Origin of the sequence: Novosphingobium sp., assembly GCF_031417815.1 — a bacterium.
Classification (GTDB): Bacteria; Pseudomonadota; Alphaproteobacteria; order Sphingomonadales; family Sphingomonadaceae; genus Novosphingobium.
This window is the reverse complement of record NZ_JANOWI010000035.1, coordinates 12,836-35,143: the sequence shown is the minus strand read 5'-3', so window position 1 is coordinate 35,143 and position 22,308 is coordinate 12,836. Positions and strand designations below refer to the sequence as shown.

Annotated in this window: 17 protein-coding genes and 1 tRNA gene; 2 read left to right on the top strand and 16 right to left on the bottom strand. The window is 63.4% G+C overall.

Features of this window, described 5'->3' with window-relative positions; translation table 11 throughout:
• Window position 1: 1 nt before the first annotated feature.
• The 5 genes from RMN99_RS08425 to RMN99_RS08405 are packed head-to-tail and all read right to left on the bottom strand — an operon-like array spanning window position 2 to window position 4,797.
• Window positions 2–961 carry an AAA family ATPase gene (locus tag RMN99_RS08425; protein ID WP_309622860.1) on the bottom strand — a complete coding sequence of 320 codons (960 nt, stop codon included), beginning with the start codon at window positions 959–961 and terminating at the stop codon, window positions 2–4.
• Window positions 958–1,584, bottom strand: a complete 627-nt coding sequence (tmk, locus tag RMN99_RS08420; RefSeq protein WP_309622859.1) for a dTMP kinase — start codon at window positions 1,582–1,584, stop codon at window positions 958–960. The genes RMN99_RS08425 and tmk overlap by 4 nt, the downstream gene beginning before the upstream one ends.
• A complete protein-coding gene (locus tag RMN99_RS08415; RefSeq protein WP_309622858.1) occupies window positions 1,581–2,753 on the bottom strand; it encodes a D-alanyl-D-alanine carboxypeptidase family protein in 1,173 nt (390 codons plus the stop codon). The genes tmk and RMN99_RS08415 overlap by 4 nt, the downstream gene beginning before the upstream one ends.
• Before the next feature lie 39 nt (window positions 2,754–2,792).
• Entirely contained in the window at window positions 2,793–3,749 is a 957-nt protein-coding gene (locus tag RMN99_RS08410; RefSeq protein ID WP_309622857.1) for an SPOR domain-containing protein, read from the bottom strand.
• Entirely contained in the window at window positions 3,733–4,797 is a 1,065-nt protein-coding gene (locus RMN99_RS08405; RefSeq protein WP_409035244.1) for a lytic transglycosylase domain-containing protein, read from the bottom strand. Before RMN99_RS08405 ends, RMN99_RS08410 begins: the two co-directional genes overlap by 17 nt.
• Window positions 4,798–4,871: 74 nt before the next feature.
• On the opposite strand from RMN99_RS08405, the gene RMN99_RS08400 reads away from it, so the two are divergent.
• A tRNA-Ser gene (locus RMN99_RS08400) sits at window positions 4,872–4,961 on the top strand.
• 12 nt (window positions 4,962–4,973) lie between these two features.
• On the opposite strand, the gene RMN99_RS08395 is transcribed toward RMN99_RS08400, so the two are convergent.
• The 10 genes from RMN99_RS08395 to RMN99_RS08350 form a co-directional block, all read right to left on the bottom strand.
• The gene (locus RMN99_RS08395) at window positions 4,974–5,366 is read right to left on the bottom strand and encodes a surface-adhesin E family protein (protein WP_309622856.1); all 393 of its coding nucleotides are present in this window, start codon (window positions 5,364–5,366) and stop codon (window positions 4,974–4,976) included.
• 16 nt (window positions 5,367–5,382) lie between these two features.
• Window positions 5,383–5,910, bottom strand: a complete 528-nt coding sequence (locus tag RMN99_RS08390) for a hypothetical protein (protein ID WP_309622855.1) — start codon at window positions 5,908–5,910, stop codon at window positions 5,383–5,385.
• Between the two features lie 60 nt (window positions 5,911–5,970).
• A complete protein-coding gene (locus tag RMN99_RS08385; protein ID WP_309622854.1) occupies window positions 5,971–11,082 on the bottom strand; it encodes an isopeptide-forming domain-containing fimbrial protein in 5,112 nt (1,703 codons plus the stop codon).
• Window positions 11,083–11,145: 63 nt separating this feature from the next.
• The gene (locus tag RMN99_RS08380; protein ID WP_309622853.1) at window positions 11,146–12,201 is read right to left on the bottom strand and encodes a hypothetical protein; all 1,056 of its coding nucleotides are present in this window, start codon (window positions 12,199–12,201) and stop codon (window positions 11,146–11,148) included.
• A 71-nt stretch (window positions 12,202–12,272) separates the two neighbouring features.
• On the bottom strand, window positions 12,273–12,746 hold the full coding sequence (locus RMN99_RS08375; protein WP_309622852.1) for a hypothetical protein: 474 nt from the start codon (window positions 12,744–12,746) through the stop codon (window positions 12,273–12,275).
• 11 nt (window positions 12,747–12,757) lie between these two features.
• Window positions 12,758–13,744 carry a hypothetical protein gene (locus RMN99_RS08370; protein ID WP_309622851.1) on the bottom strand — a complete coding sequence of 329 codons (987 nt, stop codon included), beginning with the start codon at window positions 13,742–13,744 and terminating at the stop codon, window positions 12,758–12,760.
• A gap of 179 nt (window positions 13,745–13,923) precedes the next feature.
• Window positions 13,924–15,906 carry a proprotein convertase P-domain-containing protein gene (locus RMN99_RS08365; RefSeq protein ID WP_309622850.1) on the bottom strand — a complete coding sequence of 661 codons (1,983 nt, stop codon included), beginning with the start codon at window positions 15,904–15,906 and terminating at the stop codon, window positions 13,924–13,926.
• Window positions 15,907–15,980: 74 nt separating this feature from the next.
• The gene (lpdA, locus tag RMN99_RS08360; protein ID WP_309622849.1) at window positions 15,981–17,390 is read right to left on the bottom strand and encodes a dihydrolipoyl dehydrogenase; all 1,410 of its coding nucleotides are present in this window, start codon (window positions 17,388–17,390) and stop codon (window positions 15,981–15,983) included.
• A gap of 61 nt (window positions 17,391–17,451) precedes the next feature.
• Window positions 17,452–18,087, bottom strand: a complete 636-nt coding sequence (locus tag RMN99_RS08355) for an autotransporter outer membrane beta-barrel domain-containing protein (protein WP_309622848.1) — start codon at window positions 18,085–18,087, stop codon at window positions 17,452–17,454.
• 149 nt (window positions 18,088–18,236) lie between these two features.
• Entirely contained in the window at window positions 18,237–19,469 is a 1,233-nt protein-coding gene (locus RMN99_RS08350) for a pyruvate dehydrogenase complex dihydrolipoamide acetyltransferase (protein WP_309622847.1), read from the bottom strand.
• Between the two features lie 130 nt (window positions 19,470–19,599).
• Here RMN99_RS08350 and RMN99_RS08345 point away from each other — a divergent pair, with 130 nt between their 5' ends.
• Window positions 19,600–20,052: a universal stress protein gene (locus RMN99_RS08345; protein ID WP_309622846.1), complete on the top strand. Its 453-nt coding sequence runs from the start codon at window positions 19,600–19,602 to the stop codon at window positions 20,050–20,052.
• On the opposite strand, the gene RMN99_RS08340 is transcribed toward RMN99_RS08345, so the two are convergent.
• On the bottom strand, window positions 20,049–22,307 hold the full coding sequence (locus RMN99_RS08340) for a VacB/RNase II family 3'-5' exoribonuclease (RefSeq protein ID WP_309622845.1): 2,259 nt from the start codon (window positions 22,305–22,307) through the stop codon (window positions 20,049–20,051). The genes RMN99_RS08345 and RMN99_RS08340 overlap by 4 nt on opposite strands.
• Window position 22,308 lies beyond the last annotated feature (1 nt).

The following is a 22,308-nucleotide window of genomic DNA, read 5'->3' as shown; positions in this document are numbered from 1 at the left end:
ATCAAGCCGTCTCTCTAGGCATGGCGAGCGATGCCAGCAAGGCTCCTATTTCCATCGCCACGAGCCCCGGATCGAAGTTATAGGTGGGCAATTGCCCCGAAAGTTTGATCAGTTCGCCATGTGCGGCGATCGCGCGGGCATCGCGGCGGCGGTCCTGCCCCAGCCCTGCGGAGACCACCGCACAGGCCAGGTCAATCGTGGCCTGCTGCCGCTCGCGATCGGGCCGGGTGCCAAGTTCTTCGGCCAAGGCACCGCGCAGCGCAAAGTGATCGTCGCCTTCGGCCGCCAGTTGCAGCATCAATGCGTGCAGCGCACCAAGATCCTGCATGACGAATTCGAGCGCCGCGCCGGGCGAACCCTTGGCAGCGGCAACCGCAGCCGCGCGTGCAGCAGCATCGGCCTGCGGCGCGGTTTCGCGCAGCACGCGGTCAACCTCGGCATCGGTCAGCGGGGCAAAGCGCAGCATGCGGCAGCGCGACCGGATTGTCGGCAAGAGCCGCCCGGGGCGGTGCGTGACGAGCAGGAAGAAGGTGCCGACCGGCGGTTCCTCGAGGCTTTTGAGCAGCGCATTGGCGGCGTTCTTCTCAAGATCGTCAGCCGGATCGAGGATCACGACGCGGCGGCTGCCGAGCGTCGGCCGGGTCGTCAGACGATGCTGGACGGTGCGGATTTCGTCGATCGGAATAGAGCGCTTACGGCGGTAATCCTGCCCATCTTCGCGCTTTTTTGCCTCATCCTTGTTTTCGGGCGGATGCTCGGGGATGAGGATATCGGGATGCATTTCGACCGATGGCTGTCTTGCGCCGGGTTCGGCCACCAGCTGGGCGGCGGCCAGACGGGCAAAAGCCCCCTTGCCGATCCCCCGGGGGCCGACAAGCATCCAGGCATGGTGCATGCGCGCCGATCCTATCGCCGCGTGCCATTCACGCCAGGCGTCGTCGTGGCCGGGCAGCGCGGTCACAGCAGCGGCTCGATGACGGCAAGCACCGCGGCGGCGACCTGTTCGGCAGCTCCATCGCCATTGATCCGTGCAAAGCGCGATGGATCCGCATCGGCAAGCCGGGCAAAGGCGGCGGCGACTTTGGCATGATAGCCGGCACCGCGTCCGCCGATCCGGTCGGGCGCATCGCCATCACGCACGCGGGCGCGCAGCGCGGCAACCTGGGGCGAGACTTCGACCAGCACGGTCAGATCGGGCAACAGGCCGTGGCTGCCGATGCGGTGCAGGTCCATCACTTCGGCATCGGACAGACCCCCTGCCCCGCCCTGATAAGCACGGCTTGAATCGACGAAGCGATCGCAGATCACCCAGCGCCCGGCCTGCAGCGCGGGGACAATCCGCCGTTCGACATGGTCCGAGCGCGCCGCCGCAAACAGCAGCGCTTCGGCGCGCGGGTGCCAACCTTCACCCTCGGTGCCAAGCAGCAAGACACGGATCGCCTCTGCGCCCGGCGTGCCGCCAGGTTCGCGGGTGATTTCGCAAGGCACCCCGCGCGCCGCCAGCGCATCGGCCAGCAGCCGCGCCTGCGTGCTCTTGCCCGCCCCTTCCCCGCCTTCAAAGGCAATGAATTTTCCTTGGCTCATGCGAACAGCCCTAGCAGGGCATTGACGATCCTGTCGATTGGCCCCGCCGGACTGACCGCGTTGCCCGCGACGAGCGGCAGGCTATGGACTGGCTGCCCGGGCACGCTAATCTCTAACCGGCCGACCTGTCTGCCGCCTTCGAACGGCGCCGATAACGGGCCGGTGTAAATGACCCGCCCGGTTACGCTGGGCTGTTGCCCGCGCGGCAGAGCCAGCGCGTAGGCGTGCGGAACGACCAGCGGCACCGTCCGCTGGTTGCCGCCCTGCACCCGGGCCGCACCGACCACAGTCCCAGCGGGGAGGAAAGCCGCTGAACGCCATGCGGAATAGCCCCATTCGGCCAGCGCCATGGCAGCGGCGGCGCGGGCCGGTTCGGACGGTGCGCCGCCGATCACCACGACCAACCGGCGGCCATCACGCGCAACCGCGCCGAGGAAATTGAACCCTGCTTCCCGGGTGTGGCCGGACTTGATCCCGTCAGCCCCCGGAAGCACCCCGGCGAAGGGATCGTGGCTTATCATCCGCGCACCGTGCCACACCATCGTCTTCTTGCCGAAGTATCGGGCGTAGAGCGCCGGGTGATCCTTGATCAGCGCGGTGGCCAGCCGCACCAAGTCGTTGGCGGTAACATAGGTCGCGCCGCCATCTGGCATGCCGTTGGGATTGGCGAAATGGCTGCCCTTCATGCCCAGCACCAGCGCCCGCGCATTCATCTGCGCCACAAAGCCATCGACCGAGCCGCTGGCGGCCTCAGCCAGCGCGACCGCTGCGTCGTTGGCCGAAACGGTGGTGGTGCCCATCAAGAGGTCGCCGATGCGGACTTGTTCGCCAGGCCGCAGGTTGAGCGTGGCGCCCTTGCCCGCCCAGCGGTTCGCGGTTTCGGGGCGAATAGTAACCACCGCCGCTTCGTCAAGCTTGCCGTTCTCGATCAAATCGAATGCCACCAGCGCGGTCATCGCCTTGGTCATTGAGGCGGGAAGCAGGCGCTTGTCGGCATCGCGCGCAAACAGGATCTGTCCGGCGCCAAGGTCGGCCAGAAGCGCGATTGGTGCCTGCGTCTGAAGCGGCAGGTTCGTCCACCGCGGAGGATCGGGTATCTGCACCGTCATGGCCGGTGCCAGCCCGGGCAGGGCCAGCAGGCACAACGTCGCCAATAATCTGGTATTCACGCCTGCCCCCGCGCCGCTGGCACGAGCGAGGCGAGCCGCCTAGTTCGCGCTTTGGATTCGGGCGTCGCTATAGCCTGCCGCGCGGGCTTTCGCCAAGGCGGCCTTGGCCAGGGCATCGTTGGCATAAGGCCCCATCCGCACGCGCCAGAACTTGCCCGATTGCACCACCGTGCCGCCGGTCTTCGCCGCCGCGGCTTTGGCATTGACCTGGTTTGAGAACGTCCCGACCTGGATATAGTAGCGGCCGCGCGGCGCAATGGCAGGCGCGGGCGTTGGCGCAGGCTTCGGCGCGGCAACCGGGGTTGGCGTCGGGGCCGGCTTCGGCGAAGGCTTGGGTGAAGGTTTGGGTGCCGGGCTTTGAGCCGGTTTCGGTTTCGGCGCAACGGTTGCAGCCGGAGTCGGCGCAGGCGGAGGTGCCGGTTCAACCACCGGACGCACAACGCCTTCCTGGCTATCGAGCTTGCGCTGCAGCACAGTCAGCAGCGATTTGGGCGTATCCATCCGGGCGGGTGCAGCCTCGCCCATGCGCAGCACGGCACGTTCCGGTTCAATCGGATTGACGCGGCGCACACGCACCGGCGCGCGCGGCTGACCCGCAATGCCAAGCTGGGCTGCCGCACCTGGCGAAAGTTCGATCACATTGTTGGCGTTCATCGGCCCGCGCCGTTCGACGCGCACCAGAATGGTCTTTCCGGTATCAAGCGCGGTCAGTTCAACATAGCTTGGCAGCGGCAGGGTGTGGTGCGCTGCGGTTACCCCGGCGCCGACGCTGCCGACAATGGCGCGGCCGACCACATCATAATTCATCGTATCACTGGGGCTGTAGGTAACGCCGCCGACCGAATAGGCCGGGCCGACCACCACTGGATAATCCCCCGCCGGTCCATAGGGCGACTGGCCCGCAAGCGACGTGTCCTGAAACGGCGCGCCGCCCCCGCAGCCGGCAAGCAGGAACAGTGCCGCAAGCGGCAGGCGGCTGTTAACGGGCAATCTCATCTGCAAGCAACCCCACGGACAGTGCGTAGTAGTTCGAGCAGTTATATTGCAGGATCACCCGATAATTCCCGGTTAACAGGAAGGAACCATTTTCCGGGCCGTCGGGTTCAAACAGCACCGCCATGGTGCTGTCGGCGATCGGCGCACGCGGGGTGACGCCAAGCGTTTTCCATTCGCCAACCGTCTTCCACACCGAATGGCGGGCGTGGACGCGCGGACAGCTTGGTGATTCCAGTCGTTCGGTAAACTGGCTGCGATCGAGCCCGGCCGGGGCACTGACGCGCACCCCCCACGGTTCGCCCGCCCGCCATCCGGCATCTTGAAAGTAGTAGGCGATCGATGCCAAGGTATCGCTGCTGCTGCTCCAGATATCGGCGAAGCCATCGCCATCACCGTCGCGGGCAATGCGCAGATAGATGCTGGGGAGGAATTGCGGGTTGCCAAACGCCCCGGCCCAGCTGCCCACCATCTTGGCGCGCGGAACGCCGCGCTGTGCCATCTGCATCAGCGCGATGAGCTCGCCCTCGAACAGTTCGCGCCTGCGCCCTTCATAAGCGAGCGTGGCCAATGAGCGGGCCAGATCGAAATCGCCTTTGACGCGGCCATAGAACGATTCCTTCCCCCAGATCGCGAACAGCATCTTGGCGGGTACGCCGTATTGCGCCTCGATCCGCGGCAGGACCGCGCGATTGGCCGCCATGGCACTGCGTCCGCCATTGATCCGCGCGGCATCGACGTGGCTGCGGTAATAGGCCCAGAAGGCCGGCGGCGACCCGGGATTGCTGCCAGGCTGCGCGCGATCAAGCTGCACCACGCGGGGATTATAGGTCAGCCCCGCCGTCATCAGCTCGATCGTCGGCTGGCTGACCCCTTGCGCCCGGGCCTTGGCCTCGACCAGTTGGAGATAGCCCGAAAAATCCAGCCCCTGCCCCGCCGGCAGCGTCTGAACGACGGGCGCGGCCACCTGTGCCCCGCCCTGCGGCGCAGAAAACAGCGCGGCGGCGATGCCCAGGGGCGTGGCAAGTCGGATGGTCCGCAGCAGGCTCATGACGTCGCTTGTCGCACAGGCTGTGCGATTCGGGAATTGCCGCATGCAATCAAACCGGCTAGCGGCGCTGGCAAGGACAGGTGGCCGAGTGGTTTAAGGCAGCGGTCTTGAAAACCGCCGTGGGTGAAAGCTCACCGTGGGTTCGAATCCCACCCTGTCCGCCAATTGCCGGCGGTTCAGCTCTTGCAGACGTAGTCGCGGATGTCCGATCCGACCGAATCCGGCTCGATTGCGTTCCAGTCTTCGGGATCGGGATTGTCGACCGTCTCAGACTTGCCGTTGGTGTAGGTGATGTTCAGTTGTACCGGGTGGACCATGCTAGTTTTGCAGTTGATCTGCGAAAAGGCGATCACGCTTGCCCAGTCGGTATCACTATCGTTGATTTCGGCGCGTTCGCGGTAGCTGACCAGATCGCCCTTACGCTTGAGCGAGGTGCTGTCGATCCAGTGTTCGCTCTCGCCATTGTCGCTGTTGGTGACGCGGACCCAGTTGGGTTCATCGGCCAGTGCGGGCTGGGCCAGACAAAGCTGCAAGACCGCCGCAGCGGCCAGAATTTTGATAATGCGCATTGCAGTTCCTCCCCGTTCAGGCCGCCGCCCCGCCAGCCTTTGCTGCCAGCCGCTTGATGCCTTCGATCAGCACCGCGAAGAAAATGCCACCGATCACGATGCTCAAGGCTAGCTCGGTCCAGTTCACCTTGAGCTGGATCAGCGGTGCTGCGGCGAGCGTGAGGAACAGCATGGTCGAGGTATTCACCGCCAGCGGCACCGCCTTGATCACATCGACATAGAGCGCGATGACCATCAGCAACACGCCGGCAATCGTGCCGTTCGTGCCCCAGGTCATTGTGGCGTAGACGACGAACCAGGCCAGAAACACACCGACCAGCGCACCGATAATCGCAGCGGGCAGGCGCTTGATTTCCATCGCTTCGTTGTTGGCCCAGTACCACAGCAGCATGAACCCGCCGACCAGCGTGGTATCGGTGAACTTCAGCGCGCCGATCCACAGCGCAATCCAGGCGACGATTACGACCAGGACGATTGCGGTAATAGCGAGCCCGGCGACTTTACCGGGCACTTCGGCCGCTGGTGCGGCGGTATTGTCTGACATTGTGCTCCACTCCCTCTGTTTTGCGGGAGTAAAGCCCAGACTTCGCGTCCGCGCCAGTCCTTATTGGCCCAGCCCGAGGAAGCCGAAGCTCTCGGCATCAAACTTGATCTTGATCGTGGCATAGACGCCTTCGTCGGTCTGGCGCGCGCCCGAGAAATCGGGATCGCGGAACCCGGTAACGTTGTAGCCGACCAGCAGCAGCACGTCTTTGGTTGGCGAAAGGCCGATCTGCGGACCATAGGAGAAGATCGCGGTCTTGTCGGTCAGGCTGTAACGGACCGTGCCGGTACCGCCCAGTTCGAGGTGATCGCCCAGCCCCAAACGCGCGTCGAGCCCGCCCAGCACAGTGGTGCCGGCGATATCGTATTGCTGGAAAGCATCGAAATTGTGCCGCGCAGCGATGAAGAAGCCCAGATTGTCGCGCTGCACCCATTCGCCATCAACCCGGCGGCGCGGCGTCCAATCGCCCGAAAGGCTGAACACGATCCGGTCGGAACGGGCATCGCCATCAACCAGCAGCGCGCCGCGCCCGGCCGGGCCAGCCTCACCGGCGACAGCGCCGTGGACGATGTCCGAGCGGAACTGCAACTTGCCCAGGAACGCGAAATCGCTCTCGGCTGGGCGGCTGGCCAAGGCAAGCGAGCCTTCCATGACCTGGCTCATAAGTCCGGCCGCGGCATCGGCGCGGGTCCAGGTGAAGCCGCCGCCGACCATCTGGCCATCGCCCAGCTGGCGGATCACACCAAAGGTCGCGCCCTTGCGGGTGGCCAGATCGCCTTCGCGCCATTCGCCGCGCACAGTGGCGTTCCACAGTTCCTGACGCCACGAACCGCCCAGCGTGATCGCGGTGTAGTCTTCGGCGATAGTTCCGTTTTCACCGATCGTTCCGCCGCTTGATGCGGGGTGATCGGGATTGATCAGGCGCGCCGGATCGAACCCGCCGATGGTCTTGCTCGAATCGAGCGTGGCATCGAGCGTGAGGTTCTTGGTCACCGCGATCGACTGGGTCAGCCCGAAATTGGCGAAGCTGCGTTTGCCTAGCTCGCCGATCTGCTGCTGGCCCACTGCGGTGGTCAACCGGCCGCCGGTCCACGGTGTGGCTTCGATGCCGATCCGGCCGGTGCGCGCATCGATATTGTCGCCGAACGCGATCTCATAGGTGCCGACGACCTTGATGTCGGACGTCACGGCATAGCGCGCCGAAAAACGATGGCGTTCGGGCAAGTCAATTGAACCAGAGCCGCCGATGGCAAAACTGGTGGCTACACTTAGCTCAAGCTTGTTGTCGAAAAAGCGGCGAGCAACCGAGGCATCGAGCGCCGTTGCGTTGGTCTTGGTGCCGTCGGCCAGCGTATCGTCGAAGTGTGTGACGCCGACCCGCGCGTCGGCGTCCTGGGTGTGCCAGGTGAGCCCGGTCTGCACCGCTATGCGGCGCGAACCGTCGGTCAGGCTGTCATCAACCCAGCCGCTGGTTGCGACCGACAGGTCCGGGGTAATGCGATAGCGGGCGTCGACGCCGACCTTGCGGCGGCCAAGTTCGGCTCCGCTGCTTTGCCCAAGCCCAAAATCGTCTGCAGCCTGGCGGACATAGGCGAGTACATCGACCTTGCCTGAATGGTGCTCCAGTTCGACCAGCCAGGCATCGGCGTGGCGGCCATCGTTGTAGCTGCGTGCGGCTTCGGCGCGCAGTTCGGTGTTCCGGTCAAGTTTGGCGCGCAGATCGACCGCGACCAGATCGGTGCGGGCACCGCCATTGGCGCTGGTGTCGGTGATCGCGGTGGCGCCCAGACGTACCGCGCCATCGGCGAAAGTAGCATCGGCGCGCAGCCCGCCATTCCATTCACCGCCGCCCGCGCCTCCATCAACTTCGTAGTCCATCACGATGAACTGCGGGTTGAGCTGGTCGTCGCGGCTGAGGATCGGTTCCTTGAAGGTGATCGTGCCAGAAAGCAGATCCACATCGTAATCGACATAGCGCACCAGCGTGCGGCGCGAGACGATCACTTCACTGCGGAACCGGTCGCGCACTTCGATCGCCACCACTTCGCTGCCCGGCACGATCGCGCGGCTCGACAGGCGGTAGGGGCCCGAGATCCCGCCGCCCTGGTATTCGTCACGGCGATGCGTGCTGGAAACCTTGGCGGCAAAGCCCTGCAGGTGCACGCCGCCCGCTTCGAACTCGGTCTTGAAGCCGGTCGCGGTGCGTTGATAGCGGCCAAGCTGCGTCTGGTCGAACCCGCTGGTGGCATCGCCATACAGTGCATAGAAGCCGCGGTTCTCAACCCGGACGTAGAACTTGTCGCGGCTGGCAGCATCGAAGCGGCGGTCCGAACCGTCGGCGAAGACGGTGTAGTAGGACCGCGGATCAATCGTGCCGAGCAGCACCGCATCGTCGCGCTGCTTGGCGCTGTCATAGCTGCCAGTGACCAGGAAGCCTTCGCCCACTGGTCCCTTGACGTAAAAGGCGGTGCGGGCGCGGTCGCCCAGATCGCTGTCAAACTGGCCGGTACGCTCCATCTGGCTGGCCACAGTCTGCTTGCCGACGGTGCCTTCGATCAGGCCGACCACGGTCCACGGCTGGTCGCCCGGCGCAATCCAGGTCTCCAGTTCCTGGCGGCGGCGCTGCTGGCCATCGGAAAAGTTGAATTCCATCTTGAGCTTGCCGCTGACCATGGTCGGGGCAAGCTCGACATAGGCCATGCCGTCATCGCCCTTGACCAGCCAGCGCGGCGCCTGACGCCCCGCCCCGACCAGCTGACGCTGCTGCATCGCATCGAGCGCATCTGCGCTTTCGTAAGGATCGGAGAGCGAAAACTCACCAGACAGGCCGGCATGGACCGGGCGGCCGTTGTGATCGAGAATACGCAGCGCCAGCACCGGCCGGGTCTTGCCATCGGCCACCAGGCTGCTTTGAGCGGGCACGAATTCGATCCGCGCCGGGCTGGCCGAATAATAGACTGTGCGGGTCAGCCGCGAAACTTCGACGCCGTTTGCATCGCGTACCACAGCCGTCAGGCGGGTCTGCTCGCCCGGCAGCGGAATGCCGCGCCAGATCGAAACAGCATAGCCCCCGCCCGGTGCCGGGCGCGCGCCTTCGTAAGACAGCTTTTCGACCGGTTTGCCATCGATCGTCAGATCAACGGTCTGGCCGACGCGGTGGCGGATCACCACGCGGATCGCCGGCGCACGCGGGTTGTGATCGGGCGCAGGGAACAGGAAGGCATTGGGGCCATCACCCTTGGCGAACCAATCGGTTTCCGCACCAGCGGAAAGGCGCTGCTCGCGCTCAAGCGAGGCGGGATCCTGAATGGTACGCGGTGCAAGTGCCGGAGCTGCACCAACTGGATTGGCAATCGGCAAACCATCAATCGGGTCGTATGCGATTTTAACTGCAGCTTTTGATGCAGTTACGCTGCCTTCATGAGAAAGGTTCGCACTGAAATCCGCGGCCACCAGCATGCCGCCGCGGGCCATCACGAAGCGCGAGCTGGCGCTGCCTGCGCTGCGGGTGGAGCGGCTGCAATCGGCAAAGCGTCCGCCCTGCGGCAGCGTGCTTTGCTGCGCCTGGACAACGTGCGTGCCCGGCACAACGCCTTCGAAGTGATAACGGCCATCGGCATCGGTGATGGCGAAGCTACCGTCTTCCAGCACGACGCGCACACCCTGCACCGGGTTGTGCCGGCCATCGGCCGCGCATCCGCCGTCGGTAATCCGGCCGATGATCGTTACCCGTGCGGCAATATCCTGCCGTTCGATCCGCACCGTGGCACCGGCGGTGGCGCTGCGACCGGCGGCATCGGTAGCGGTTGCCTTGTTAAGCGCGGTGCCGGCTGGGGCATCGGGGCGGATGGTCATGGCATAGTTGACGGTGCGCGAATCGCCGGCAGCGATATCGCCAAGTTGCAAGGTCAGCGTGCGGCCATCTGGCGAGGCTTGTACCGCACCGGGGTTGGCAACGCCGTCAACCCGCACCGAATCCGGCCGTAACCGCAGCGTGGGCGATGGGTTGTCGGCCAGGGTAACGGTACGCTTGGCGCTGATCGTATCGGGATTGCGGATCGTGACGGTGTAAAACACCACATCGCCCGGCAAGGCCACAGCGCGCGATGCCGTCTTGGTAACGGTGACGCCCAACGGCGGATGATCGAGCGGAATGTCAACCCGCACCGCGGTGGCACCTGCCAATTGCAGTGTTCCCCCGAACGATGCGTCGACAATCTCGAAAGTATTGCCATCGGGACGAAGCAGCGCCGCCAGCTGGGCCGGGGTCTTGGCCGATGGCGCGGTATAAGGCGCGGCCGGTTCGACCACCAGGCGATAACGGCCCAGGCCAACCAGCGGAAAGCGGTATTCGCCCGGTGCCATCGGATAGACATTGCCGGCCCCATCGGTAATCGGTTGGCCTGAAATGACGGTAGAGGGCCACGGCGTCACACCGTCATCGGCAAAAACGCGGGCCGGCGCGCCGGTCAGCGCGTCGACCAAAGTCACGCGGGCGCCGCTCACCGGCTGTCCGTCTTCGCTGTCGAAGACCATGCCATAAGGATCGGCCAGTACGTCGACTTGCGCTGTGGCGATGGCCGAGCCGCTGGCCGTTGCGGCAACAGCGACGGTGATGTCTTCGCCCTGACGCAGGCTGAGGCGGCAATCACCCTGCACCGGCTGCGGCGGGATCGCGCGGGTCGGGATCGCACCCATGAACATGCCGCTGTTGATCGCGGTTTCGCGGATCGTCAGCACTTCGCGGTCGCCGCTTTGGGTGGTGATGGTCGCGACCAGGGTGTCGACCGCCGCCGGGTCAAGATTGGCCGAAGGCGCTGAAAGGCTGAAGAACAGCGCTTCGCCAACGCGGATCGTGCTGGTCTGGGTCAGCGACGCGATCGAGGTGCCAGTGGCAGTTGCGCCCGGTACGATGACGGTGCTGCCGCCGCAGCTCGCCGCAGTGTAACCATAGTTCTGCCCGCCAGTTAGCGGCTTGTAAGTGGTCAGCAGCGTCTGCGACTGGGCCAGCGTGATCGAGACCATGTTCGAACGCGTGGTGAAATTCTGGCCGCCTTCGCTCCACTGCGCGGCGGCGGTATTGGTGATGGTTTGCGCCTGGGCAAACGGCACGCACAAAAGCAGCGCTGCCAGCGCTGCTATGAGTACACCGATTTGCCGGAAAACGCCCATCGACCCTTGGGTGTTGCGGTAGGGGGCGGCAGACCGTTCAGGTCATGCCGCCCCGCACCTCGTTCAGTTGATCGTCGCGCGGAAGCGCAGCGTTTTGGTTTCGCTCGCCGCGACGCTCGAAAGCGTTCCGCTGACCGTGCCCGCAGCATGCGAACCGCCATTGGTGCCATCGGTGTTGCAGAGGCCCGAAGTGACCGTGCCGTTGATGAACACACCGCCGCCATCGTAGGTGACCGTGCTGGGCAGCGGGTCAGAGATGGCCACGGTGTTCGCCGTCGCACTGCCGGCCGCGTTGCTCACGACGATGCAGTATTCGATCGTCGCGCCCGGGATCGCCTTCGGATTGGTGGTGCCGTTAAACGGATCCGAGATCACCCGGCTGAGCTTGCTGATCGTCAGCGCCGCTGCAAGGACGGTATAGTCATCCTTGGCCGAGTAGGCCGCATCGCGCGAACCGTCGGTTGCGCCAGCGCCATCAGCATAGACAGTATCCATGCCGGAGGTATTGGCTCCGGTGGTTTCGGACAGTGCCGCGCCCTGCGCAGCCGCGCCGCCGCCTTCGCGCCCGGTTGCGGTCAGCGTAACTGCGGCAACATCGCCGGAGAGGCGGCCAAGCGGAACATCGGCAACCACGAAGACAGTCTTGCTGGCGTCTGCTGCCAGTTCGTCAAGATAGCTGACTTCAAGGTCAGTGCCAGCATCGTAGCTGCCGTTAAGGTTGCTATCGACATAGACCTTGACGTTCGAAACGTCGAAGTTGTCGGTGTTCGAATGCGCACCCGGTCCGGCGCTCTGCTGCGCAGCGGCCAGCGCGAAATCGAGCACGGCGTTCGAAGTGTTGGTCACCGTGAAGGTGGTCACCGCGGCCAGTTGTCCCGGTGACACCTGCGTGGTGGTGGTGCCCACTTCGGCAACCGTCAGGTTGATCTTGCGGTCGACCGTAAAGGTATTCGAAGCGCCCGTTGCGGTCTGTGCAACGCCGCCCACCTGGTAATTCACGGACACCGTGTTGGTGATCGTGCTTCCCGCAGTGGTCCCGCCTGCCAGAGCAGGACTGGCACTTGTGACAATGAGCGCCGCGGCGCCCGCCGTTCCAAGCAATCTGTTGACCCTGTTCATTATTGTTATCCTCGTAATCGATTGCGACCCGCGTTATTATCCGCCCGCGTGTCGTGGCGGTTCAGTCCGTGTCAGCGGACGATGGCGTGATAGGAAAGTGCGCCCGACGCGCCTGGCGCCAGCACCGGCAGGACCCAGCGAATGTGCGTTACATCGGCTTCCACCGCGGCGCGCGGCGCCCCATCGCTGCCGGTAACGCGCCGTGTCGTCAGCTTGCCAAAAGTCTTGCCGCCATCGACCGAAACGACCAGCTGATCAGCGCCCTGCGGCGCAAGCTGGACGGCATCGGGCAGCGGGTTGGTGACCACGAAGTCTTTGATCGGGGTGGCCCCGGCATTGCGGTACGTCGTCGTAAACAGCAGTGCATCGCCCGGGACAACCACGCCCGGTTCGACCAGAACGTGCTTTTCTTTCCCGTTTTCAACAACTACCTTGTCGACTTTCACATCGCCAATCAGCTCGACAGGATTGGTCTGGGCGGCGGCCACGGCGGGTGCCGTGGCAATCAGCACGGAGCCAAGGGTGGCGATAAGGATGCGCTTCATGGCGTGTTACCTCAGTTGATCTTGACGTTGAATTTGACGGTTTTGGTGCTGCCCCCGGCTACGGTGCCAAGGTTAACGTCGATCCCGCTCGGCGATGCTTCACCGGCATCGGTATCGGCCGCATCGCTCAGCGCTGCGCTGTCGAGCGTCAGGGTGCCGGCCTGATAGGCGGTCCCTGCCGGGATCACGTCGGTGATGTGCAGGCTATCGGCCTGACCGGTGCCGCTGACCGTGGCGGTAAGCGTGTAGGTAACCACCGCGCCGGGAACCGGCTGGCTGCCGCCGAAAGGATCGACGATGCTGGCCGCCTTGGTCAGCGCAACGCTGGCCAGACTGGCGATCAGCGCGTCGTTGTCCGATTGCGTCGCCGTTGAGGATCCGACCACGGCATCGCCGCCGCCATCGCCCTGGCCGGCAAAGACTGTGCCGGGTGTGCCCGATCCGGTGGTTGAGGTCGCGGTCAGCTGGACCTGGCTGGTGTCGCCATCGGCCGCCGTGCCGGGCAGGCTGACAATCACGAACACCGCCAGCGCGGCATCGGGAGCGATCGCCGGCGTGGGTGATCCGGTAGCCAGCACCGTATCGATGCCGGGGTCGTAAGTTCCGTTGCCGTTGCTGTCGATCACGACCTGCTGGACCACGGCGTCGAAATCGTTCCCCGCCACTGCCGCATTCACGGCGATGTCGAAGGCCTCGGGGCCGTTGCCGGTATTGGTCACCGAATAGATCAGCACCACGTTGCTCGATCCGGCGACGGCAGGCGTGCTCGTCAGCCCGGCCACAGCCACGTCGAGCAGCTCGTCGACCTTGACGGTGACGGTGTTCGAACTGACCGTGCCGCTGGCACTGCCAGAGGTGTAGGTGGCCGAAGCCGTGTTCTGGATCAACGTCCCGGCGGCAACGCCGCTGGCATGGGCGGTGCCCGGCAAGACGACCATGCAGGCCGAGACGAAGGCGACGGTGCCGGATGCGGCACGCAGGGCGATTTGGTTTTTCATGCCTGCGTGGTTAACGCAATCGAGTTAACAAACCGCAAAACCGCTGCGCAGAAAAGACTTATATTTCAGAAACAAGCCAATAGGGGTTTGCCCTTGCAACCGATTGCATTGGGAGATTTTTCTAACGCGTGAAGTTAGCCGTATAAAGTTATAATTTTACACGATTGAATAACTTGATCCTAGTTTATCGTGCCGCGAAATTTCAGCGCGAAACCGCTTGAGGCACTGAGCGAGGCGGCGCTTGCGGTCAAACTCGTGCCGCTGATTGCCGCGCCAAAAGGATCGGACTCGTCGGTTCCGGTATTGTTATCATCCTCGGCCGTGGTCGCGGCCGCGCAGCTAATGCCCGATGTCATCGTCCCCGCGGTAAAGGTGAAGTTTGCTGGCAGGGCATCTGTCGCAGCGATATTGCTCAGGGTATTGGTGCCGGTATTGGATACCAGAATGCAATATTCGACCACCGCGCCGGGGATCGCCTTGGGATTGGTGGTGCCGTTGACAGGATCGTTCAGCACCGAACTGACCTTGGTCACGCTGATGCTGGTCACCGGCTTGCAGAAGGTAATATCGTGCAGCGCCACACCCTGCTGGCCAGGGTTGGTTGGTGCATAACTGTGGTTACCATAGTTGATCACAATCTTGTCGATCGCGCTGCTGAAGGTGACCACAACGTTGCCATTGGCCTGGATGTCACTCGATAAGGCATCGCCGTAGGCGCTGTTGCCTGAGACCCAATTGGCGGTGCCGTTGGTGAGCGTTGGTGTGACTGCATTTCCATTGAGGTAGCCAGTCACAGTGACCTTGTCGGCAAACTGGTTGGTGTTGAAATCGACGTCGAAGATCGTGAACTGCGCGCCTGGAACTGCGGTTCCCAGCGTGATCGTGGTATCAACCGTGGCGCTTTGGTTGTTCAAGTCGACCAGTTGCTCGAGCGAGTTCTGCGCTGTGCCGAGCCCGCCTGTAACCGCGGTCTGCTTGGCCGGTGATTGCCCGCCGTACGTCGCGTTGTTCAGGAATATGCCGTTTGGATTGGTAATCGCAAAGCCGACCGTTCCGACCCCGGTGACGGTGTAGCTTCCTGATGTTGCGCCTGCGGTCCAGGCCTGGCTGTCCCAATCGAACTGCCCGGTGCCGGCCGAGCAGGTCAATGTGGGCGCGGTTCCGGCGCTGCGGCTGACCACTACGGTGAACGTCGTGCTGGCGTAGTCGTCTTCACCGGTCACGCCGTTGTTAGGGGTTGAATCGGGATCGGTGTGCGATGAAGCCGTGATTTCGGCGGCGTTGGCTACGCTTTCCGTGTCGCCCGCGGCCACGGTCGCCGTGATCGTCAGGGCTGCATTGGCGCCAGGAGCCAATGTGCCGACCGCCCAGTCACCGGTTGCCGAATTGTAAGTTCCCGCGCCGCTGGCGCTGATGAAGATCACCCCGCTGGGCAGCAGATCGCGCACCACCACGCCCGTGGCGGTTTGCGGCGATGTTGCGGCATTGGCTACGGTTAGCGTGTAAGTGATGGTGGTGCGGTCGTTGGGCGTGGTTGAACTCACGCTCTGCGCCAGCGAGAGATCAGCATAATTGGTCGCGGCCGCGGTCAGATAGAGATCGGCCTGGTCGAAGGTGCCGCTGTCCGCCGAAACCGAATCGCACAGTTCCAGCGTCCAGGTGCCAGCTGCCTGTTCGCCGTTGAAAACGCTCAGCGCGTTGCTGGGGCGCAGGGTCTGGTTGTAGGGCGGCACTGCGGTGATGGTGTCGTTGAAGGTATAGGCGGTGATCGCCGTACCGGCAGAGTCATCAAGCAAGGCGTTGAAATTGTTTTTCGTCCCGCCGACCTGGTTTGAAACCACCACGCGCGTTCCGCTTGGTGAAACCAGCGTGATCGTAAGATCGCCGCGCGCCGTGTGCGTTAGCAGCACACCGATGTTCACATCGCTTACGATGTAGCTCGTGCCGACGGCAAAGGTGCGCTTCAGTGTGTTGGAGCACGGCGTTGCAGTGTTGTTGATCCCGTTCGTCGCGCTGGCGGTATTGTTGGTATAGCGGGTGACGGTCTGCGCAGACGCCGGCTGGCTAGCGCTCAAGGCAAGCCCCATCAGCGCAAACAGCGCAAACGCCATCCGCTTCAGGCCCAGCAGCCGACCGGGTTTATGTTCGCCTAGCGATCCCATCCGCAGTTCTACTGACAGCGAATGGTAAATGGCCAATTAAGTGTGCGAATTAATTCCGAAAATCCCTTGCGGGCCTAGATATGCAAGGCCCGGCCATAGGCGGCCAGCACGCTTTCGTGCATCATTTCGGATAGCGTCGGGTGCGGGAACACCGTGGCCATCAGCTCGGCCTCGGTGGTTTCAAGCGTCTTGCCCACGACATAGCCCTGGATCAGCTCGGTCACTTCTGCGCCGACCATGTGCGCGCCCAGCAGTTCGCCGGTCTTGGCATCGAATACCGTTTTGATGAAGCCCTCGGGCTCACCGAGCGCGATTGCCTTGCCATTACCGATGAACGGGAAAGTGCCGGACTTGACCGTGTAGCCAGCTTCCTTGGCCTTGGCTTCGGTCAGGCCGACCGAGGCGACTTGCGGATGGCAATAGGTGCAGCCCGGGATGTTAAGCTTGTCCATCGCGTGCGGATGGACATCCTTGTTCCCCAGCGCCTGGGCAATGGCTTCGGCAGCGATCACGCCTTCGTGGCTGGCCTTGTGCGCCAGCCACGGGCCCGGCGTGACATCGCCGATCGCCCAGATCCCGGCAACATTGGTCCGGCCCATCCCATCGATTGCAATAATGCCGCGTTCAGATTTGATTCCAACGGCTTCAAGGCCAATATTCTCAGTGTTTGGCACGATGCCAACCGCCACGATCACATGGCTGAAGTCTTGCTCCGTGGTCGCCCCGTCCTTGCCCTTGAGCTTGGCCTTCACGCCCTTGCTTGTGACTGCAAGTGCCTCCACCCCTGCCCCGGTCAAGATGGTCATGCCCTGCTTGGCCAACGCTCTTTCGAGGAACGCGGATACATCCGCATCTTCCACCGGAACGATCCGGTCCATCATCTCGACAACGGTAACTTCGCTGCCCATATCATTGTAGAAACTGGCGAATTCGATGCCGATCGCGCCTGATCCGATGACCAGCAATTTGCCCGGGAGCTCGCCCGGAACCATAGCGTGCCGGTAGGTCCAGACCCGCTTGCCGTCGGCCGGCGCAAACGGCAGATCGCGGGCGCGGGCGCCGGTGGCGACGATGATGTGCTTGGCGCTGAGCGTTGCGCTGCTCTTTTCGCCCTTCACTTCAAGCTTTCCGCCGCCCAGCAGCGTGCCGTCACCCATGTGCACGGCGATCTTGTTCTTTTTCATCAGGTGCGTGACGCCCTGGTTAAGCTGCATGGCCACGCCGCGGCTGCGCTTGACCACCGCGTCCAGATCGGCCCGGATGTTGTCCGCCGCCAGGCCATAGGCCGCAGCATGTTTCATATTGTGAAACACTTCAGCCGAACGCAGCAGCGCCTTGGTCGGAATGCAGCCCCAGTTGAGACAGATACCGCCTAGGTTTTCGCGTTCGACGATTGCCGTCTTCAAACCAAGCTGCGCACAGCGGATCGCCGCTACATAGCCGCCAGGGCCGGATCCCAGAATAATGACGTCGTAATCGCTCATGGTGCTCCCTGGCAGTCAAAGGCTCCTGCGGCGGATCACGCCGCCGCAGGAGCGCGGGGTATCAGAAGCGCAGGCCGAGGGCGAGATGGCCCTGGAAGCGCTGCAGGCTGAAGCCGGTGTTCTCGAATTCGCCGAGTTCGCCAACCTTCATGCCGACGCCGATGTAGGCGTTCCTGGCAACGGTGAAGTTCGCGCCAAGTGACACATCGAGGCCGCCGCGTGCGCCATTGTTATCATAGCTGAACACGGTTGCCCCGCCGACCACAGCGGTCTCGCGGATCGAGAAATCAAGGTCATAGCTGTCATAGCCAAGACCGAGATAAAGCTCGGTCTTCGGCGTGGCATAGGCGACGCGGACGCCGGCGGTAAGGTTGGTGTTGGCCTTGAAGCAGGCCGTGCCGTTGATCCCCACGTCGGTATAGGTCTCGCACTTGTCGGCACCGCCGGCATCGATCCCGACATAGGGGCCGACCGTCAGGTTCCGGCCGACCGGGATGTCATAGCCCAGCTCACCGCCATAGGTTACGCCCGAGCCCAGCGTATCGACATAGGTCGTGCCGCTTTGGGTATCGCTCAGGTTCGGGCGTTCGATCCCGGCGCGCACTTCGATGCGGGCACCGCCGATCTTGGCATCGCCATCCTGTGCATAGGCCGGAGCCGCCCCAAGAACGAGTGCGACGAAAAGAACTTTACGCATTTTCCCTCCTCAAAACGCCCAAAAATGTGGCGTGGGGGCAGTATATCCGATAAACCGGTCTCGCCAATGGGGGTAACGCGCAAGACAATGGTCAATAACGAAAATTCACTTCCCACTGTGGTTTTCAAGACACGCCGACGAGGCTTCGATCAGGCCAGTAAACCCAGCGGATTTTCGATCAGGCTCTTGAACGCTTGCATCAATTGTGCGCCATCAGCACCGTCGATTGCGCGGTGATCGAAGCTGCCAGTGGCAGACATCACGCTGGCGACCGAAAGCGCACCATCGACGACGTAAGGCCGTTGCTCGCCCGCGCCCACCGCCATGATCATCGCCTGGGGCGGATTGATCACCGCATCAAACTGCTTGATCCCGAACATGCCGAGGTTTGAAAGGCTGGCCGTGCCGCCCTGGTATTCGTGCGGCATCAGCTTGCCTTCGCGGGCCTTGTCGGCCAGCGCCTTCATTTCGGTGCTGATCTGGGCCACGCCCTTGCCCGCTGCATCAACGATGATCGGTGTGATCAGACCCGAAGGCGCTGCCACCGCCACCGACACGTCGGCGCGCGCGTATTTGCGCAATTCGTCACCAGCAAAACTGACATTGCACTTGGGGACGCGGATCAGTGCCTTGGCCAAAGCCTTGATCAAAAGATCATTGACAGACAGCTTTATCCCATCTGCTTCAAGCGCCTTGTTAAGTTCACCGCGCAGCTTGAGCAGCGCATCGAGCCGCACATCGACGGTCAGATAGATATGCGGGATGGTCTGCTTGGCTTCGGTAAGCCGCCGCGCGATCGTCTTGCGCACGTTGTTGAGCTTTTCGGCTTCGTAAGGAATGCCGAAATCAGGCACTGCGGGCGCTGGTGCGCTGGTCGCTGCAGCCAGAGGCGTGGGGGAAGCCTTGCCCGCCTGGCTTTCGACATCAGCCTTGACGATCCGTCCGCCCGGCCCGCTGCCCTTCAGCGCTTTCAGGTCGACGCCGTTCTGCTCAGCAATCCGTTTGGCAAGCGGCGAGGCGACGACGCGGTCCCCGATGGGGGAAGGAGCAGCCGGAACTGGCTTCATCGTGATCGGTGCTGCGGCAACGGGTTCGGGCTTTGCAGCGGACGCCTTGGGCGCAGGCACAGCGGTATCCTCATCCTCTCCGGCCAAAGTGGCGATAACGGTACCGACTTTGACGCTTTCGGTGCCTTCAGCCACTGCGATTGCGATGATTGTGCCCTCGTCAACAGCCTCGAATTCCATCGTTGCCTTGTCGGTCTCGATCTCGGCCATGATATCGCCGGAACGGACCGTGTCGCCCACTTTGACCAGCCATTTGGCCAGTGTCCCTTCCTCCATGGTTGGCGAAAGTGCGGGCATCTTGATGGCAATCGGCATGTTGGCGACTGATCCTTGTTGATCGGCAATCTGACGCTACGTCTCTGGCCAAAATGTCGGCATTGGGCAAGATGCTTGCGCTGAATAGGTTTGTAGCAGATATTTCGTCGCTGGCGGGGAAAGGGCGAGGATGCGCGTATATCTGGTGATCATGGACGAGACCGAGGAGGCTGCAACTGCGCTGCGTTTTGCGGCAAGCCGTGCCCAGCGTACCGGCGGTATGGTCCATCTGCTGGCCTTGGTGCCGCGCCAGCAATTCGTGGCCTTCGGCGGAATTCAGGCGACGATCGAAGAAGAAGCCCGCGCGCGCGCTGAAGCCCTGGTTACTTCGGCAGCCGGAAGCCTGATGGGCGGAACTGGAAAACCGCCGGTCATTGCGGTCAAGCAAGGCGAGGGTGTGGCGGTAATTCGCGATTACCTCACCGAACATCCCGAGGTGTCGGCGCTGGTCCTGGGGGCGGCGAGCAATGGCGGACCGGGCCCGTTGGTATCGCATTTCGCGGCCGCCGCGGGGCAACTGCCCTGCCCGCTCTATGTCATTCCCGCAGGGCTCAGCGAAGCAGCGATCGAGCGACTGAGCTAACGCTTCCGGCCCTGGTGGCGGATATTGCCCGGGCGTCCGCGCTGGCCGGCAATGTGCTTCCCCTTCTGCTTCGATAGCAGAGGTTTGCCGCGCGGTTCTATCATCAATCCTGAACCGAACTCGGGTTCGAATTTGAGTGCACCCGTCAGCGGATTGGCCTCGGCCAGGCGCAGCTTCATCCGGTGGCCCAAACCAAAGCGTGTGCCGCTCCGCTCGCCTTCCAGCACCTTACTTTTCTCATCATGGAAAAAGCGTTCGTCGCCCAGCACCGAAACCGGCACCAGCCCATCACCGCCCAGCCCGATGATCGTTGCAAACAGCCCGAAGCGCTGGACGCCAGTGATCCGGCATTCGAATACTTCGCCCACCCGCGATGACAGCCAGGCGGCAACGTAGCGGTCGATCGTTTCGCGTTCGGCCGACATGGCGCGGCGCTCGGCATCGCTGATCGCTTCGGAAACGCGGGTCAGATCCGCCCGGTCGCGGTCAGCCAGCCCCGATGTGGCAGGCAGATCGGCTTTGGGCCGGGGCTGTTCCAGCCCATAGGCATCGACCAGCGCGCGGTGAACCAGCAGATCCGAATAGCGGCGGATCGGCGAGGTGAAATGGGCATAGCTGGCCAGCGCCAGACCGAAATGGCCCATGTTCCGCGGGCCGTAATAGGCCTGCGTCTGGCTGCGCAGCACCGCTTCCATAATCAAAGCCTTTTCAGACTCATCTGCCACATCCTTGAGCATTCGATTGAACAATGTGGGGGTGACCACCTGGCCCAGTGACAGCTTCTTGTCGAAGGTTGCGAGGTAATCCTTGAGCGCGGTCAGCTTTTCCCGGCTGGGCGGTTCGTGCAGGCGGTAGACCACCGGTGCGACCTTAGCTTCAAGCGCCTTGGCCGCGGCAACATTGGCCGAAATCATGAACTCTTCCACCACCCGGTGCGCGTCAAGCCGTTCGCGCAGCGCTATTTCCTTGATCTTGCCATCATCGCCCAGCAGCACCCGCCGCTCGGGCAGCTCGAGCGCCAGCGGATCGCGTGCCTTGCGGGCCGTTTCCAGCGCGCGCCAGGCGGCCCACAGGTTGTACAGGTGGCCTTCGCCCTCACCTGCATCGATCCGGCGCTGCGCTTCTTCATAGGCGATAACCTCGTGAATTCGCACAATTGCCCTGGTGAAACGCCATGACGTCACCTTGCCCTCGGCAGTGAATTCGAGGTGGCACGCCATCGCCGCGCGGTCAGCCCCGGCTTTCAGCGAACAGACATCGGCCGACAGCACTTCGGGCAGCATCGGCACCACCCGGTCGGGGAAGTAGACCGAATTGGCGCGCTTGCGGGCATCACCATCGAGCGCGCTGCCGTGGCGGACATAATAGCTGACATCGGCAATCGCGATCAGCGCACGGAAACCGCCCTGCCCGTCAGGCTCGGCCCAGATCGCATCGTCATGATCGCGCGCATCGGCGGGATCGATCGCCACGATCGGCAGCGCGCGCAAATCCTCGCGGGTTTCGGCACTGACCGGCAGTTTCGCGGCAATTCCAGCTTCGGTTACCGCTTCGGGATTGAACGCGAACGGTATGCCGTGCTTGTGAATTGCGATCAGGCTGAACGCCTTGGGAGCGAGCGGATCGCCAAGCACCGTGGTGACCTTGACGCCCGAACGCGGGCTGCGGCCGACCGGCTCGGCCAACACCAACTGCCCTTCCTCAGCCCCGCCCAGATCGACGATCATGCTCGAATGCCGCTCGCGCTTGTCAACCGGTGCGAGCCAGCCCTTGCCGGCCTTGTCGATCTCGACCACGCCCATGATCTGGTCGGCGTGCGCGGGCAGCACTTTCATCGGGTGGGCGATCCAGCCGGTGGCGGTTTCTTCGGTGCGGGCCAGCACCCGGTCGCCCTTTCGCAGCGCCGAGCCGCGGCCCTTTTTTTCACGGAGGCGAATGCGCGGCGGCGCGGTGGCATCACCGGGCGACCAGGCATCGGGCACGGCCACAGCTTCGCCTTCGTCGATATCGGTGACGCGCAGCACGGTCACCTTGGGCACCCCGCCCATGGCGTGGAACGCACTGCGGTTGCCATCGATCAGGCCTTCATCGGCCATGTCCTTGAGCAAGGCCTTGAGCGCGATCTTTTCCTGCCCCTTCAGCCCGAAGGCGCGCGAAAGCTCGCGCTTACCGGCAGGTTCGGCGCTGCTGGCGATGAACTCAAGGATCTGTTTGCGGGTCGGCAGCCCGGGCTGGGGTTTGGCATCGCGCGCCAAA

Coding starts and splice junctions, on each gene's coding strand:
- tmk (WP_309622859.1), bottom strand. CDS start 1,584: ATGAGCCAAGGAAAATTCATTGCCTTTGAAGGCGGGGAAGGGGCGGGC.
- RMN99_RS08410 (WP_309622857.1), bottom strand. CDS start 3,749: ATGAGATTGCCCGTTAACAGCCGCCTGCCGCTTGCGGCACTGTTCCTG.
- RMN99_RS08405 (WP_409035244.1), bottom strand. CDS start 4,797: ATGAGCCTGCTGCGGACCATCCGACTTGCCACGCCCCTGGGCATCGCC.
- RMN99_RS08395 (WP_309622856.1), bottom strand. CDS start 5,366: ATGCGCATTATCAAAATTCTGGCCGCTGCGGCGGTCTTGCAGCTTTGT.
- RMN99_RS08390 (WP_309622855.1), bottom strand. CDS start 5,910: ATGTCAGACAATACCGCCGCACCAGCGGCCGAAGTGCCCGGTAAAGTC.
- RMN99_RS08385 (WP_309622854.1), bottom strand. CDS start 11,082: ATGGGCGTTTTCCGGCAAATCGGTGTACTCATAGCAGCGCTGGCAGCG.
- RMN99_RS08380 (WP_309622853.1), bottom strand. CDS start 12,201: ATGAACAGGGTCAACAGATTGCTTGGAACGGCGGGCGCCGCGGCGCTC.
- RMN99_RS08375 (WP_309622852.1), bottom strand. CDS start 12,746: ATGAAGCGCATCCTTATCGCCACCCTTGGCTCCGTGCTGATTGCCACG.
- RMN99_RS08370 (WP_309622851.1), bottom strand. CDS start 13,744: ATGAAAAACCAAATCGCCCTGCGTGCCGCATCCGGCACCGTCGCCTTC.
- RMN99_RS08365 (WP_309622850.1), bottom strand. CDS start 15,906: ATGGGATCGCTAGGCGAACATAAACCCGGTCGGCTGCTGGGCCTGAAG.
- lpdA (WP_309622849.1), bottom strand. CDS start 17,390: ATGAGCGATTACGACGTCATTATTCTGGGATCCGGCCCTGGCGGCTAT.
- RMN99_RS08355 (WP_309622848.1), bottom strand. CDS start 18,087: ATGCGTAAAGTTCTTTTCGTCGCACTCGTTCTTGGGGCGGCTCCGGCC.
- RMN99_RS08350 (WP_309622847.1), bottom strand. CDS start 19,469: ATGCCGATTGCCATCAAGATGCCCGCACTTTCGCCAACCATGGAGGAA.
- RMN99_RS08345 (WP_309622846.1), top strand. CDS start 19,600: ATGCGCGTATATCTGGTGATCATGGACGAGACCGAGGAGGCTGCAACT.